Genomic DNA, 15890 nt, shown 5'->3' on the forward strand with positions numbered 1-15890 from the left:
GCGCTGCCCAGATCTTTCTCAGGCCAAGGCAGCGTCTCCAAAAAGGAGCGGCGCATGGGTATCCACCAACGACAATTCCTGTTCGGCAAGACGCTCACCACATCGTGGCCCAGCGCAATACAGATTCAACACTGGACCCAGGTGCTGGGGACGCTGCGCGCGCGCCTTCTCAATCCCTCTGGCGATACCATCCCGAATGGACTGGCGCCCACACCCACCGCCAAACCAGGGCCGGACTTCAATCTGCGCGAGTGTGTTGCTGCCCTGGAGGAGATGCACCAGGCACTCGAACGAGAGACTGCGCAGCGGCAGGAACTGGAGCGCACCTACCAAGGCACCCACCTAGCGCTCATTCAAGCCGAGGCCGACCTGGCCTGCGTGCGCAGCGGTGAACGGCGGGCGCGCCACCAGGCACTGCATGACGAACTGACGGCGCTGCCCAACCGCCGGCACCTGCTGCAGCAGCTGGGCCATGCCCTGGCGCAGCGCCGCCCCGGCCACCCAGGGCCCACGGTGATCTACATCGACCTCGACCACTTCAAGGCCGTCAACGACACCCATGGGCATGGCGTAGGTGACGAGGTGCTGCGCATAGCGGCCGCCCGCCTGAGTGCGGCGGTACGCCATGGCGACCTCGTGGTGCGCCTGGGTGGTGACGAATTTGCCTGCCTGCTGCAAGGTATTGCCGACACGGGGCCGTTGCGCCAGCTGTGCAGCAAGTTGCTGGACGCCGTGTCCCGCCCCATGAAAGTCGCCAGCCTGCAATTGCGGGTGTGCCCAAGCATTGGCGTTGCCATCTGCCCGCAGCACGGCACGGCGGCCGAAGACCTGCTGGCATGCGCCGACGCGGCGATGTACGCGGCCAAGCGAGACCGGCGTGGATTCGCGTTTTATGGTGAAGCGGGCTGATCCAGTGAGCACTTTTCGCACAAAGTAATACACCCCCGTGGGTACGGTTACGAACAGACGGCCGCTGCGCACCATGGGACAGTGCAAACAACAGCCACCACCATGGTGGCCGCCTTTCCAAAGGACTGTTTCATGCGCCATCCCACACCCCGCCAATTTTCTGGCGCCCTTCTGGGGGCGCTTGCTGTCATGTCGCTGCAGGGCTGCAAGCGCATCGACATGGTCACCGACTGGGCACCTGCCAGCCCCTCCCCCACCGCGTACCTGGAAGACAGTGTGCTGACCTCCCGGGTTCGGGCCGCACTCATCCTCTCGCCGGTGGTGAACAGCTTTCACATCGGTGTCGAATCGCACCGGGGCGTGGTGCTGCTCAGCGGCATGGCGGCAGACCCCACACAGATTGATCTGGCGGTGTTTGTGGCGCAAACCGTGCCCGGCGTGAGCTCGGTGGACAGCTTCATGTTTTCCACGGGCATACCCCCCGCTCTGGCCATCGGCAAGAACTACACCCCCAGCCCGGCAGCCTTGCGCACCCAGCGCCTTCTAGGCCATGCCCCTCACCCTGAAGCCACCCATCCTGAGGAGCCGCCTTCGGTCCCGACCCCCGCCGTGGTGCCATTGAGCCATCCCCTGGCGCTGGAAACCGGTCAGTCCGCAGACAATACCCCCAAGCAGAGCCGCTGGGTGAGCCTGGCCCACAGCGTACTGGGCATTCGCAGCATTCAGGACGAACTGTTGGTCAAACAGTAAGCCCCACCTAGCCACCATCACAGGCCCCTTGCTGACAACGGACGCAGCGCACCTCAGTGCTTGGCCTTCATCAACCGGTGGTAGATCTGCTTGTCGGCGGCATAGCAACTGCAGGCCTCGGCCTCCAGCGCCGGGCGGTCGAGCACGGTGAGTTCGCCCCGGTGGTAGGTAATGAGCCCATCGTCCTGAAAGTGGCTCGCCGCCTCGGTCACCCCCACCCTTCGCACGCCGAGCATCAGCGCCATGAATTCCTGGGTGACATGAAAGTGCTCTGACTGCGACCGGTCCTGGCTCATCAGCAGCCAGCGCGCCAGGCGCGGCGCAATCAGGTGATAGCGCTGGCACGCCGCCGCCAGCGTCTGCTGGTGCAGGCGCGCCAGCAGACAGGCCTGGAGCAGGGTTTCCAGTGCCGGAATCTCTGTGATCTGTGCCCGGAGTTCGTGGGCGCCAATGCGCCAGCTGGACCCAGCCCCCTGCACCAAGGCACGCCAGGGTGTGGCGGCCAATCCCAAGATCAGCTCTGACCCGAGCATGGCCTCGGCCCCCACCATGCCGACTTCCAGCGGGGGGTGGCTGTCCACATCGATCACCAGGGACAAAAAACCTTCGATGGGGAAGTGGGCATATTCGAGCGGCTTGCCCCGCACGCTCAATTCTGCGGAAAGCACGAGTTCGAACGGCTCGCAATGGTCCAGCAGTTGCTGGCGCGCAGCCGGGGGCAGCCGGTGAAGAAGGGCGTTTTCGGGGCGGTGCATCCAGGTGTCTCACGGGTCGGCCAGCGCCGCTCAAAGAAGCGGCATCATGACAACCGCGCGGAGGCTTTCCCCGCGCAGGTCTTCGGCCAGTGTGGGCGCCCCTTGGCACCCTGACTGTCTGCCAGCGCACACAGCACGCCCCGCCCGGCCCTCCCATCAGTGGGAAGGCGTGCTAACTGGCAACACCCTTGGGCAGCAACCGGTCGTATTCCTTTTTGACGACTTCGTAGCACTCGCAGGTGCGGCCCTCCAGGCCCGGGCGATCCAGCACATTGATGTGCCCCCGGGCGTAGCTGATCAGCCCGGCCCGCTGCAGCTTGAGGGCCGCTTCGGTCACCCCCTCGCGCCGCACGCCCAGCATGTTGGCGATCAGTTCCTGCGTCATCACCAGCTGGTTGCTTTTCAGGCGGTCCAGGCTCAGCAGCAGCCAGCGGCACAGCTGCTGGTCCAGCGAATGGTGGCGGTTGCACACGGCGGTCTGCGCCATCTGGGTGATGAGTGCCTGCGTGTAGCGCAGCAGCAGGTGCATGACGGGCCCCGAGCGGGCAAACTCCTGCTTCATGGCATCGGCGCGCATGCGGTAACCCGAACCCGCGCTTTGCACCACCGCCCGGCTGGGTGTGGAGCCACCACCCATGAAGATGGAGACGCCCACCAGTCCTTCAAAACCGACCACCGCAATCTCGGCCGAGGCCCCGTCCTCCAGCACATAAAGCAGGGACACGATGGCGTTGGTAGGGAAATACACATACGGCATGGCCGCACCGGATTCATACAACACCTGCCCCAACGGCAGCTCCACCGACTCCAGTTGCGGCAGCCAGCGCTGCAGCTCCAGCTCCGGCAAGGCGGCCAGCAGCTGATTCTGAAGGGGCGAATTGGATCTTTTGATGGTGGCACCTTTGGTAACGCGAGGCGCACGGCCGTCGCGGTTGGGCCTGCCACGCTGGGCAAGCAGCCAGTTTGCGGGGCTGAACCCTTCTGGTCTGTACGGTATCGCACATACACACATTTACCAAATGGCGCCCATCCGTGGGTACTGCACAGCGCCAGAAACCGTGTCCGCATGCACCGGAAGGGGAATCACACAACACAGGTCCGAAGACAGATCGACCCATCGCAACCGTTCACCCACCTGAAGCCAGCACGCACCAGCCGGGGCATTCACGGGCAGGCTGGGTGGCCCAGCCCCCGGGGCCATCCGCACCAGAATGAACCGCAGCGTGCGCCCACCGCGCACCAGGGTCAGTTCGGCACCCGGCCAGTGCGACGGCAGGCAAGGCGTGAAAAACAGCTCCTGTGCCCGCATCTGCAGCCCCACGATGGACTCCACCGCCGCCCGGTGCAGCCAGCCCGCCGCGCCGGTGTACCAGCTCCAGCCGCCCCGCCCCACATAGGGCGGCTGGCTGTAGATGTCGGCCGCCATCACATAGGGCTCCACGGCATACACCGGCCCCCACACGGGGTGCTGGGCCCGGTGCGCCGGGCTCAGATAGGTGAAGTAGCGGTAGGGCACATCGAACGCACCGGGGTGCTCATCAAGCCTCTGCACGGCCAGTTCTGCGGCGGCCATCAGGGCCCACACACCGCCATGGGCATACTGCCCGCCGTTCTCGCGCACGCCGGGTGGGTAGGCCTGGATGTAGCCCGCGCTGGGTGAGGCATGGCGCAGCGAGGGCGCCAGCAGCTGGATCAACCCCGCTGCGGGGTTGACCAGATGCGCCTCGACCGCGTCCATCGCGCCGCGCTGCCGCTCAGGCGCTGCGGCGCCCGAAAGCACCGCCCAGGCCTGGGCGATCAGGTCAATGCGACCCTCGTCCCGCGTGTGGCTGCCCAGTGCCGTGCCGTCGTCAAAAAAGGCGCGCTGGTACCAGTCGCCGTCCCACGCCTGGTTTTCCAATGCAGCCCGCCAGCCGATCAATGCGGTGTCCCAGCGCTGCACGCGGTCCAGATCGCCCTGATCGCGGGCCAGCGGAATCCAGTCGGTGACGATGGCGCACAAAAACCACGCCAGCCACACCGATTCGCCGCGCCCGCCGTCGCCCACGCGGTTCATGCCGTCGTTCCAGTCGCCACCGCCCATCAGCGGCAGACCGTGTGCGCCGGTGCGCAGGCTGCGGTCGATGGTGCGTGCGGCATGCTCATACACACTGGCTGTGGTGGTGCTGGCGCCGGGGGATTCGTAGATGTCCTCAGCGCCCTCAGGAATGGCGGAGCCTTCAAGGAACGCCACCTGCTCCTCCAGCAAACTTTTGTCGGCGGTGCGCTCCAGATAATGCGCGCAAGCAAAGGGCAGCCACAGCAGGTCGTCCGAGAAATGGGTGCGCACCCCTGCCCCGCCCGGCGTGTGCCACCAATGCTGCACATCGCCCGCCTCAAACTGGCGCGACGCGCACAGCACGATCTGCGCGCGCAAGGTGCCCGGCTGCGCCCAGGCCAGCGCCATCGCGTCCTGCAACTGGTCGCGGTAGCCCGTGGCACCACCCGCCTGGTAAAAGCCCGCCTTGGCATACAGGCGCGAGGACACCGTCTGGTACAGCAGCCAGCGGTTGACCAGCACATCGAACAGTGGATCGGGCGTGGCCACCTGCGTTGCGCCCAGCAGCAGGTTCCATCCATCGAGGGTCGCTTTCTCCCGCACACGGGCCGCCACGGCCATGGCCTCAGCGCCCAGCGTGCGCGCCGCTGCCTCGGTGGGCGCGTAGCCCATCAGGTACACGCGCTCGAACGCCGCCCCGGCCCGCAAGGTCACCATGCGCGACAGCGCTGCACAAGGGTCCAGCCCGAACCCGCTGCGCTGCCCCAGTTGCAAGGGCACCACCAGATCGCCCTGCGCATCGAAAAACTCGCGGCGGTCGCAGGTCCAGTCCAGGCTGTCATTGGCACGGTCGTCCGTGCCCGGCCCGGCCGAGGCCTCGCAGAAAAAGGCCGTGCCCCCCCCAAAGCCTGCGGCCGCCTCGGTCTGCGTGCACAACAAGCCCAGCAAGCGGCCGTCGGGCAGCGGTGCAAAACACGGTGCGGTGGCCAGCGTGGCGCGGTCGCCGCGCTTTTCACCCATCATCCATTCCACCATGCCCACCAGGCGCAGATGCTCGCGCCGATTGCCCAGGTTGCGCACCTGCACATGCACCTGTTTGATGGCAGTGATGGGGTCCACACACCAGCGCACCGCTACATCCAGCGAGCCTCGGCGGTGGCGGATGGTGGTGGTGCCCTGGGCATGTTCCACGCCGTACACCACATCGGCTGCGCCCCAGGCCGAGGGCGTCAGGCTCCACACCTCGCGCGTGCGGCGGTCCTGCAGCAGCAGCCATTCGGCGGGGGGGTCGGCCACCGGGTCGTTCGACCAAGCCGTGAGCTGGTTCAGGCGGCTGTTAAGCGCCCAGGTGTTGCCTGCGCCACTTTCAGACACCATGGCCCCCAGCTGGGCATTGGCCAGCACATTGACCCAGGGTTTGGCGGGCCGCAACGCAGCCGACACCTCGAACCCGAAGGTGCCGGTGACCGGGGCAAAGCCGCCCACCGGGGCGGGCACCCGCGTGCTGCCCTGGTGCGTGGGCACTTCGTCGGTGGCACCGCCGCGCCAGGGGCTGGCCATGGATGCGCCATGGGCCGCCACCCAGGCCTTCATCTGGTGCATCAGTGCATGGCCATCGGCCTGCAGGGTGATGCGGGCCAGGCTCGCCAACGTGCCCAGTTGCGGTGCCGACAGCTCATCGATCCGCAATACGCGCAGGCTGGTCACGGCCGGACCGGTGTGTGCGGCGAGATCGGCATCGTGGTGCTCGCGCAGCAGCGTCAGCTCGCGCTGCAGGGGCATATGGTACGAATGGGATTCACTGCTGAGCACCACCAGGTCGCAGGCCACACCACCATGCGCCCATTCGCGCAGCGCCTGGGCCAGCGTGCGCAGCAGGCCCATGCCCTGGGGCGATCCGGCCATCACCAGCACGATGGGCCGGTCGCCCGACAGGCCCAGTTGCCACAACACGCGGCGGTCGCACACACGGGGTGCCCCCTGGGGTTCTGCCAACAGGCCCGCAGGCACGGCATGGATCTTGGGCAGCGTGAACACCAGCGCCGTGGTCAATGCCTGCAGTGCGGGCAGGTAGTCACGATGCGGGCGGTGCGATGCCCACTGGATGCTGGCCAGCGTGGCCGACATGGCCGAGGCGCGCTCCACATAGGTGGGCTGGCGGTACTTGTCGATGATGGCCAGCAGCGTTGCCGGGTCTGGCGATGCCGCTGTGGCAAATGTGACGCAGGCTTGCGCGCCTGGCGCAATGCGGAGCATCACCCCCAGGGCGGCCACGGGGTCCAGCCCCGTGTCCAGCGCGGCGGGCGCCTCCGGCACGCGGCTCAGCAGGGCCAGCGGCTGGCCGGGCGTGTGGTTGCGCCCCAGCCAGAGCTGGCGGTCGGTCTGGCAGCGCAGGCCCAGCACGTTGCCTTCGGCATCCGCCACAAAGTGCGTGGCCTGCAGCGTGGTCTCGGTCTGCAGGCGGGGCGTTCTGATGAACCGCAGCGCCTGCTGTTCGGGCAGCCAATCGGCGGCAATGAAAAGGTTGGAGAACGCCGGGTGCGCCTCGTCGGCCGCATGGGTGGCCAGGGTGATGTCCAGGGCCGAGATCAGCTCCAACTCGATCACTTCGTCGCCCAGGTTGCTCACCACCACCTTGCGCAGTTCGATGTCGTCTTCCGGGCTCACCCACACCGTGGCGTGCACGCGCAGCCCCGGCCACAGTGCGTCAAAACACACGCGGTCGGTATGGAAGATGCTGCCGTACACCGCTCGCGCATCGGGAGCGGGGTGGCTGGTGACGGACGCGGGCACGCTGGAGCCCATCTGCCGCACATACAGAAAACTGCCGTGCGCATCCCGCAGCGCATCGTCGCGCCAGCGGGTGATGCCCGTCTGGTGCCAGCGGCTCCAGCCCGCCCCATTGGCGCGCAGGGTGACGCTGTAGCGCCCGTTGCCCAGCAGGTGTGTCGGCTCCAGCGCGTGGGCACCCGGGGTGACAGAGCGCACATGGTCGGGCGTTTTTTGCTGGCGCGCATGCGGCGGCAGGCGCGGCGGCGTCGCTTGCAAGGTGGGCAGCTCGCGCGGGGCGCGCTCCTGCAGCAGCGGCAGCACGGCCTCGATGCGTGCATGCGCCGTGCCCCAGCGCTGGGCCACTCCACGCAGCAGCACATTGGCCAGCGCCACGATGGTCATGCCCTGGTGGTGGGCCATGTAGGTGCTGACCAGCGTGAGCCGCTCGCCATGGGTCTGGCGTTCGGGCGTGAAGTCCAGTGCCTCGTAAAAGCCGTAGCGCCCACGCGCCGACAGTGCAGCCAGGGTGCGGAAGTTCGCGCAGGCCGCGCGGGCATCCACCTGCGTAGCCAGCGCCGTGGCATAGGGTGCAATCACCAGCTCGCCCACAGGCGCGCGGCGCAAGGCCAGGCGGGGCACGCCCTGCGGGGCGTATTGGTACGCCAGGGTGTGGTCGCGTCCGGAATAGGCACATTCGGAAATGCCCCAGGGCATGTCCTTGCCCAGGCCCTGCACCAGCGCCACGTGCTCACGCAGGGCCGACCGCCCTGCCTCACCCAGGGCGCTGTGATACGGCTCATCCATGACCAGTGTGGGCATGAGGTACTCGAACATCGAGCCCGACCACGAACGCAGCACCGCATGGTGGCCGTTGGCAAAAAGCGGCCGTCCCAGGGCCGCCCAGTGCCGCACGGGCAGGTCGCCCTTGGCCACAGCCAGCAGGCTGGTGGTGCGCGATTCGGACGCGAGCAGATCGTAGAACGAGGTGTCCAGCTGCTGCTCGTCCACCCGGTAGCCAATGTGCAGCAGGTGCCGCCGCGGGTGGTACAGAAACCGGAAGTCAGCCTGCCAGGCCAGTGCATCCAGCGCCTCGGCCAAGGCCATCAGGCGCCGCGTGGCATCAGGCGCGCCGCCACTGTGCGCGGCCTGCTGGTCACGGTCCACCGACTGCAGCGTGGCCAGGTGGTCGGCCAGCAGCCACAGCAGTTCGTCCTGCGCCGTGGGCGGGCTGTGCACGATGGCCGGGTGGCGTGGCTGGGCCATGCTGCGGAGCTCGTCCTGCGCCTGCGCCAGCAGCGCGCGAAACGCCGTGGCCTCAGGCAGGTGCGCGGGGTCGGGCGGGCGCAGGCCCAGCAGGCGGCTCAGCGCGGAGGGGTGCTGCAACCCGCGCATACCCAGGTGGTGGATGCCCAGCCGGGGCTGCAGCCGCGCCAGCGATGCGCGAATGGCCTGCTCACCCGCCTGCGGCGACAGCGGCTGCGCCGCCAGCGCGCTGCAGGCCTGCGCCACGGCCACCAGGTGGGCGCAGAGGTTGCCGCTGTCCACCGTGGACACATAACGCGGGTGCAGGGGCTGCAGGGTTTCGGTGTCGTACCAGTTCAGGAAGTGGCCTCGGTGCCGCTCCATCGCTTGCAGGGTCGCCAGTGTGGCTTCGAGCCGGTCGAGCAGCTCCAGCGTGCCGATCCAGCCGAACTGGCGTGCACAACTGGCACTCAGCAGGTACAGCCCGATGTTGGTGGGCGAGGTGCGGTGCGCCACCATTTCATACGGGGCGGTCTGCAGGTTGTCGGGCGGCAGGTGGTGGTTGTGTGCATCCACACAGCGCTCGAACAAACGCCAGGTGTCGCGCGCCACGCCGTGCAGCAGGTCCTGGTCTTGTGACGACAGCGTTGGGCTGCCACCGCCAGACGGGACCCTGTTCGCCAGCCACACCAGCAGCGGCGACAGCGCCCACAGCGCCAGCAGCGCCCCCACCAAGGCCCAGGGCGCCGAGGGGTCCAGGGAGCCCCCGGCCCAGAGCGCCACGCCGCAGCCCAGCGCCAGCAAAGGCGCCGCCTTGTGCCTGCGCAGCGTGGCGTGAAGGCTTGTGGTCAAGGTGTTCTGTGCGGCCTCGGCCGTGGTCCACTCAAGCAGGTGCCAACGGCTCACGGCCTGCCGGTGCACGGTGCGCACCACGGCATCGCCCAGCAACAGAGCCTGCTGCGGCAGCAGGGCCAGGTGCCACACGCCGCTGGCCAGGGCACGCAGCAGGTCGCCTGAGGCTTCGTGCACAAAACGCATGCCGACCAGCCCAAAACGGCTGGGCACCCAGCCCGCCAGTGCACCCATCAGCGGCGCAGCCACATAGGCCGCCACCACCAGCGCGAGCGTACTGGCCAAAGGCAGGCCCAGCCCCACCATGGCCAACACCACCAGCACCAGCGATGCGGGTGCCACGAGCGAACGGCGCAAGTTGTCCAGCAGCTTCCAGCGGTTGGTGGGTGAGAGGCCCCAGCGATGGGCTTGGGCCAGAAAGGGCCACAGCTGCCAGTCGCCCCGCGTCCAGCGGTGCAGGCGGGCGGTGGCGGTGTCGCTGTGCTCGGGCTCGGACTCCACCAGCGTCACATCGCTGACAACGGCGCAGCGTGCCAGCGCGCCTTCAAGCAGGTCGTGGCTCAGCACCTGGTCGGCGGGCAGGCGCCCGCCCAGCACGGCGTGCACGGTGGCCACATGCAGCAGGCCCTTGCCAGTGAAACTGCCTTCGGCAAAAAAATCCTGGTACACGTCGGAGGTCATGGCGCTGTACGGGTCCAGTCCCTGCTGGCCCGCAAACAGCCACTGCCACAACGAGGTGGTGGCAGACGTGGGCAGTGGCGCGAGCACCCGGGGCTGCAGGATGCCGTAGCCCTGCACCACGCGCTGGCCTGTGGCATCCAGCCGGGGTTGGTTCTCGGGGTGTTCGGCCACGCCCACCAGGCTGCGCAGACGGCCCGGGGGCAGCTGCGTATCGCTGTCCAGCGTGAGCACATAGCGGGTCTGCGGTGCCAGGTGCGAGAGTTCGTCCAGGTCCAGGAAGGCGCCCTGCCCCCCCGTGGCGAGTGCGGCCACCAGCTGTTCGAGCTTTCCGCGCTTTCGCTCCCAGCCGATCCACTGCTGCTGCGTGGGGCTGTAGGTGCGCGCGCGGTGCAGCAGCACAAAACGCGGGGCACTGCCTGGAGTGACGGGATGCTGCTGGTTCAGGGCCTGCATCTGGCTCTGGGCATGGGCCAGCAGCGGGCCGTCTTCGGGCAGGTCTTGCACGTCGGCATCCACACCGTCTGTCAGCAGCGCAAACTGCGCACAGGGCTCGGGGTTGGCCAGGCAATGCAGGTGCAGGCGGTGCACCAGCCGGTCGATGGTGCCGGTGCTGCTGAGCAGGGCCGGGATCGCCACCAGCACACGTGCCGATGCCGGAATGCCCGCTGGCAGCAGGTAGCGGGGCATGTACGTGGGCCGGACGGATTCGCCAATGAGCCGGTTCACCACGGCCACCACGATCTCGGACACGGGCAGCAGCAACAAGGCGGCCACCAGCGCCAGGCCCGCAAGATGGGCTGCACTGGCCGAGGGCCCTGGTGGCATGCCCCACAGGGGCGCCATCAGCCAGGCCAGCAGGCCGAGCGAGCCCAGCAGCAAGGCGCCCAGGTACAGCGGCACACGCGACAGACCCACCGCAGAACGCCACAGGGCCACCGCATCGGTGGCATGGCGGCCTGTACCGAGGGTGTGCTCCAGCTGGCTGCGCCCGGCGCCTTGCAGCCAATAGCCTGCCAACGCCTGCGCGCCTTCAGGCTCATCCAGAGGCTCGCCCTGGCCGCCCGACATCAGCACCAGCAGCGCCTGTGCCACGGCGGCCTCACCCTGCCCGCTGCGGGCCGACAGGTTTTCAATGCCGTGCAAGGTGGTGTTGCGCGTGGACTCGTCCTCGGCCGCGAACACGGGCGACTGCAGCATGGCGCGCAGCACCAGGCTGGTCTGGCTGATGATGTCGGACCAGTCGGCCGCGCCCACCCGCCGCAGCGCCGTGACGGCATTGCCCATGCTCAGCTGGTCCGCGGCCTGGTTGATCTGCTGCTGGGCCTGCAGCGCCACCAGGTCAGGCACAGCGGTCAACAACCACTGCTGCACCGGCAACAAGGGCTGCGCCGGTGTATGCCCTCCCGGCGTTCTGCGCCCCGCCATGGATTGCGCCAGATGGGCCAGGAACACGGGGGCCACACCGCGCTGCTCCATGGCAGCGCACGCAGCGTCCAGGGTCTGGGTAGTCAGCTCCTCGCAGTGGGTGGCGCACAGGCTGGCCAGCTCCTGCGCAGCCTTGTGGCTGGCCAGGCGCTCGGCCAGGCGGCGCAGGTTTTCGATGAACACCACGCGCAGCGTGGTGGGCAACGCCCACAGCTCCCCCAGGCTCAGCTCGCGGGTCTCCTGGTAAGCGTTCAGGTAGTGCACCAACAGCGATTCATCGAACGCGCTGTCGGTGTGGGCCACAAACGACCAGGCCACACCGTACACACGCGGCAGGCCCACCAACGGGGCGCCTTTGAGCACCGGCAGCGAGCGGTAGTAACGCGGCGGCAGCCCGGCCCGGATCTCCTTGAGCTGGCTTTCGATCAGATGGAAGTTGTCAAACAGCCATTCAGCGGCGGGGCTGATGGCATGCTCGTCGTGGGGCGCGTCGAACAGGTAGCGGTGCGCAGCCCGCAACGCGCGGATGTTGCTCTGCAGACGCGGGTAAAACGTGGTGCGGCCAAAGGGTGCCTTGCCCGCGTCGTGGGAGGAACCGAGGTGCCGGCCATGCTCTTCGAAGCGGGCTGCGCCAAACACTTCGGCCCGCAGGGGCTCCAGCACCGGGCCTGCCCGGGCATCGAGCATGCGATCCATCGCGGAAGAAACCCAGGGCCATGGTGTGCGTAAGCCCATGCGCTTGCCCCCTATCGCACCAGCGATACGGCCCCCACCAGCAACGTGACCAGGAGTGCAACAGTCACCACATGTTCTGCAACCAAGGCCTGCAGCCATGCAGCGCCAGCGAGAAACTGGTCCAACGGCCCCCGCAACGCGCCGCAGTGCACCAGATGTTCACCCAGGTGGGAGAGTTCCAGCAGCGAGATGTCTGCCGGCTGCCCCACGGAAGACGTGTCCCACGCAGAGGCAAGGGTGGATGGATGGGACATGGGCGGCTCCTGGTACAAGTGAATGGCGCAACCGCGTGGCGGGTACGCTCCGATCCTCTTGTACAAGGGGCAGATACTGCGCGTCTGTGCGCTGTCGAACAGACCACCGCGGGCCTGTTTTTTGCCCAGGCACCTCACCACCTGATGCCTGGCCTTGCCGGCACAGCTTTTGGCGACGCGGGCTGCGTTGACACCGCCTCAAATGCTACTATTTTTATAGCACATTGCGCAATCTAACAAAGCGCCAACGGCCGATTTGACCCAAAAATATCGAATCAACCACCGCTCAGTAGCAGCACGGCAGAGGGCAGAGCCGGTCCATCGGGGGCCTGTGGCTTTTCAGAGGAGATGTTGAACGCACATCACCGTACATCCCACACCGCTCAGGCAACCTGGGCGGCCTCGCGCAGGCTGTCCACCAACGCCCGCAGCCCGGCCAGGTAGGAGTGGGGCCCGAAGCCCTGCACCGTGGCCTTGACGGCGGGCGAGATGATGGAGTGCGCGCGCCAGGCTTCGCGCGCGGCGATATTGGACATGTGCACTTCGATCACCGGGAAAGGCATGGCCTTGATGGCGTCGTGCAGCGGCACGCCGTGCTGTGTCAGGCCCGCAGGATTCACGAGTGCGCCCTGCGCTGCATCGATGTTCGCGTGCAGGAAGTCGATGAGCGCGCCCTCATGGTTGGACTGCACGATGTCGAGCTCCACACCCAGCTCTGTAGCGAGCTTGAGCAAACGCTCGTTGATCTGGGCCAGCGTGGTGGTGCCATAGATATGGGGTTCGCGGCGCCCGAACAGGTTGAGGTTGGGGCCGTGGAGGATGAGAATTTTCATAGGTTTCGGACCAGGTGGCTTACTTGCGGATGCGGGCGAGTTCGTCGTTGTAGAGCTTGACGATCGCCGGGTCATAGGTGGCCGCGAACTTCTCGATCACGGGCTTGGCGATCTGCTGCATGCGCGCCAGCTCGGCGGGCGTGATCTCGTTGTAGGCCATGCCTTTGGCCTGCAGGTCACCCACCGAACGCTGCGCTGCGGCGCGGCTCACCTGGCGCTGGTAGCCACGCGACTCGCTGGCCGCGTCGTGCATCATCTTCTGCTCGGCGGGGGTGAGCTGGTCCCAGAACTTCTTGCTCACCAGCACGATGTTGGCGGCGTACACGTGGTTGGTGGCGCTCACGTACTTCTGCACCTCGAACATCTTGTTCGACAGGATCACCGCATAGGGGTTCTCCTGTCCGTCCACGGCCTTGGCTTCCAGCGCGCCGTACAGCTCGGCAAACGGCATGGGCACAGGGTTGGCCTTGAAGGCCTTGAAGGTCTCCAGGAACACCGGGTTGGGGATCACGCGCAGCTTGAGTCCATCAAAATCATCGGCCTTGGTGATGGGGCGCCTGCTGTTGGTCACGTTGCGAAAACCGAGGTCCCAGTAGCCCAGGGCCACCAGGCCCTTCTCGGGCAATCGGGCGATCAGCGCCTGGCCCAGCGGGCCGTCGAGCAGCGCATCGGCCTGCGCAAAGTTGGCCACCGAGAAGGGGAAGTCCACCAACCCGAATTCCTTGACGATGCCGGCCAGCGAGGTGGTGGCCGGGGCCGACATCTGCTGCACACCGCCCTGCAGCGCCGACTGCTGCTGCATCTCGTTGCCCAGCTGCGAGGCGGGGAACTCCATCACCTTCATCTTGCCGCCGCTCTTGGCCGCCAGCAGCTCGCTAAAACGCTTGACGCCAAAGCTCACGGGGTGGTCGGCATTGTTCAGGTGCCCGAAGCGGATCACGCGCTCCTGCTGCGCGGCGGCGGGCAGCGCCATCAAGAAGGACAGGCCAGCGGCCGCCAGGAGGCAAGCAGTTTTTTTCACAGGGACTTCTCCAACAAAAAGAGACCAGGGTTGTGCACCCCAGGCCCGGGGTGCATCTGGGACTGCATCGTATGAATAAAGTGGAAACTGTTTCCACAGTAGAAACCCTTTAACAATTTTTGATACATTGCGCCGGAAGAACCAGCGCTTGGGTATCCCGACAAAACCAGTTCACGATCACAAAAAGCCCCGCCATGAGCAGCATCCTTGAACGCAGTTTCAAAGTCCTGGAGCACCTTGCACCGCACCCGGAAGGCAAGGCCCTGTCGAGCCTGGCCTCCGAACTGGACATGCCACTGAGCGCCACGCACCGCCTGCTGGCCGAGTTGATCCGTTGCGGCTACGTGCGGCAGGACCAGAGCCAGGGCAACTACATGCTCACCATCAAGCTGGTGTCGCTGGGCCTGGGCTATCTGAGCGCCACGGGCGTGGTGGACATTGCCCAGCCCCTGCTGGACCGGCTGGCCGCCGAATCTGGCGAGCTGGTGCGTCTGGCCGTGGTGGACGGTGATGCGCTGACCTTTGTGGCCAAGGCGCAAGGGGCCGTGCGCGGCCTGCGCTACGACCCGGACATGGGCCTGTCGGTCAACCTGTCGTGCAGCTCGGCCGGCCATGCCTGGCTGTCCACGATGAGCGATGAAGAGGCCTTGGCCCTGGTAGCACGCCAGGGCTTTGGCAAGCCCGAGGACTACGGCCCCAACGCCCCCACCACCGTGAAGGCCCTGCTGGCCTACCTGCGCACCGCACGGCAGCAGGGCTTCAGCACCATCGTCGAGGTGTTTGCACCGGCCATGGCGGCCATGGCCGCGCCCATCCGACGGGGCAACGGCACGGTGATCGGGGTGGTGACCATTGCGGGCCCGCTGGTGCGCCTGACGCCCGAGCGCATGCAGGCCCTGGGCCCTGCCCTGCTGAACACCACGCACGAGCTGGCCATGGCCAGCGCGGGGTCGCCCCTGCTCAAAAAGCGCGGTTGATCCGTTCAGCCTCTGGGTGCAAACAGCGCCAGGGTCTCGTGCGCAAACGCGCCCTCGATCTCCAGCATGCGCATCTTGGTGGTGGCGCCGCCACCGGCCGAAAAACCGCCTGTCTTGCCGTTCGCCGCCAGGATACGGTGGCACGGCACCACAGGCGCAAACGGGTTGTGGCCCAACGCCTGGCCCACGGCACGCGCGGCACCCGGCTCGCCCAACGCGGCAGCCATCTCGCCATAGGTCATGGTTTTTCCGGGTGGGATGCGGCGGGCCAGTTCATACACGCGGGCGTTGAAGGGGGCCACGGTGTCCAGCGCCAAGGGCACATCACACAGGTCGTCGTGCGCTCCTTCGAGCAAGGCCACCACACGCGCTGCCCAGGCTGCCACCTCGGGTGGCATCCCGCTTTCAGCGAGCTGCGGAAACCGGCGCTGCATGCGGGCACGCGTTGGCACCTCGCCAGCATCTTCCGGCAGCTGCACACCCACCAGCCGTGCACCCTGCCACGCAATGCCGCAGTGGCCAATGGCGGTTGGAAACAGCGCATAGCCGCTTGCGAAAGCGTGCGCCGTTTCGAGGGTGTGTGGCTCAGCAGACATTTGCTATATTTTTAATAGCTATTCACGCTTCTATATCAAGCGCCAGGGGC

The 15890-nt window shown here is 67.0% G+C and carries 10 protein-coding genes; 3 read left to right on the forward strand and 7 right to left on the reverse strand.

Annotation, left to right across the window (positions count from 1 at the left end; translation table 11 throughout):
• Positions 1-54: 54 nt before the first annotated feature.
• Together ARADN35_RS0120635 and ARADN35_RS0120640 are read left to right on the forward strand one after the other, a co-directional pair.
• On the forward strand, positions 55-909 hold the full coding sequence (locus tag ARADN35_RS0120635; protein ID WP_010465584.1) for a GGDEF domain-containing protein: 855 nt from the start codon (positions 55-57) through the stop codon (positions 907-909).
• Positions 910-1041: 132 nt separating this feature from the next.
• A complete protein-coding gene (locus ARADN35_RS0120640; protein WP_035198365.1) occupies positions 1042-1659 on the forward strand; it encodes a BON domain-containing protein in 618 nt (205 codons plus the stop codon).
• Positions 1660-1712: 53 nt separating this feature from the next.
• Here the strand turns inward: ARADN35_RS0120640 and ARADN35_RS0120645 are convergent, their stop codons facing one another.
• From ARADN35_RS0120645 to ARADN35_RS0120670, 6 genes are all read right to left on the reverse strand, one after another.
• Positions 1713-2414 carry a Crp/Fnr family transcriptional regulator gene (locus ARADN35_RS0120645; protein ID WP_010465586.1) on the reverse strand — a complete coding sequence of 234 codons (702 nt, stop codon included), beginning with the start codon at positions 2412-2414 and terminating at the stop codon, positions 1713-1715.
• A 172-nt stretch (positions 2415-2586) separates the two neighbouring features.
• Positions 2587-3261, reverse strand: a complete 675-nt coding sequence (locus ARADN35_RS0120650; protein ID WP_010465587.1) for a Crp/Fnr family transcriptional regulator — start codon at positions 3259-3261, stop codon at positions 2587-2589.
• 165 nt (positions 3262-3426) lie between these two features.
• Positions 3427-12111 (reverse strand): glycoside hydrolase family 94 protein, encoded by an 8685-nt coding sequence (locus ARADN35_RS0120655; protein WP_010465588.1) that lies wholly within the window; start codon positions 12109-12111, stop codon positions 3427-3429.
• A 59-nt stretch (positions 12112-12170) separates the two neighbouring features.
• Positions 12171-12413, reverse strand: coding sequence for a hypothetical protein (locus ARADN35_RS0120660; protein WP_010465589.1), 243 nt, complete (start codon positions 12411-12413; stop codon positions 12171-12173).
• Between the two features lie 383 nt (positions 12414-12796).
• Entirely contained in the window at positions 12797-13246 is a 450-nt protein-coding gene (locus tag ARADN35_RS0120665) for a type II 3-dehydroquinate dehydratase (protein WP_010465590.1), read from the reverse strand.
• A 19-nt stretch (positions 13247-13265) separates the two neighbouring features.
• Complete coding sequence (locus ARADN35_RS0120670) at positions 13266-14219, reverse strand: TRAP transporter substrate-binding protein (protein ID WP_050812563.1); 954 nt, start codon at positions 14217-14219, stop codon at positions 13266-13268.
• A gap of 242 nt (positions 14220-14461) precedes the next feature.
• On the opposite strand from ARADN35_RS0120670, the gene ARADN35_RS0120680 reads away from it, so the two are divergent.
• A complete protein-coding gene (locus ARADN35_RS0120680; protein ID WP_010465592.1) occupies positions 14462-15244 on the forward strand; it encodes an IclR family transcriptional regulator in 783 nt (260 codons plus the stop codon).
• A gap of 5 nt (positions 15245-15249) precedes the next feature.
• On the opposite strand, the gene ARADN35_RS0120685 is transcribed toward ARADN35_RS0120680, so the two are convergent.
• On the reverse strand, positions 15250-15840 hold the full coding sequence (locus tag ARADN35_RS0120685; RefSeq protein ID WP_010465593.1) for a methylated-DNA--[protein]-cysteine S-methyltransferase: 591 nt from the start codon (positions 15838-15840) through the stop codon (positions 15250-15252).
• Between the last annotated feature and the right edge of the window lie 50 nt (positions 15841-15890).

The sequence above is a fragment of the Acidovorax radicis N35 genome (genome assembly GCF_000204195.1).
GTDB classification, from domain to species: domain Bacteria; phylum Pseudomonadota; class Gammaproteobacteria; order Burkholderiales; family Burkholderiaceae_C; genus Acidovorax; species Acidovorax radicis.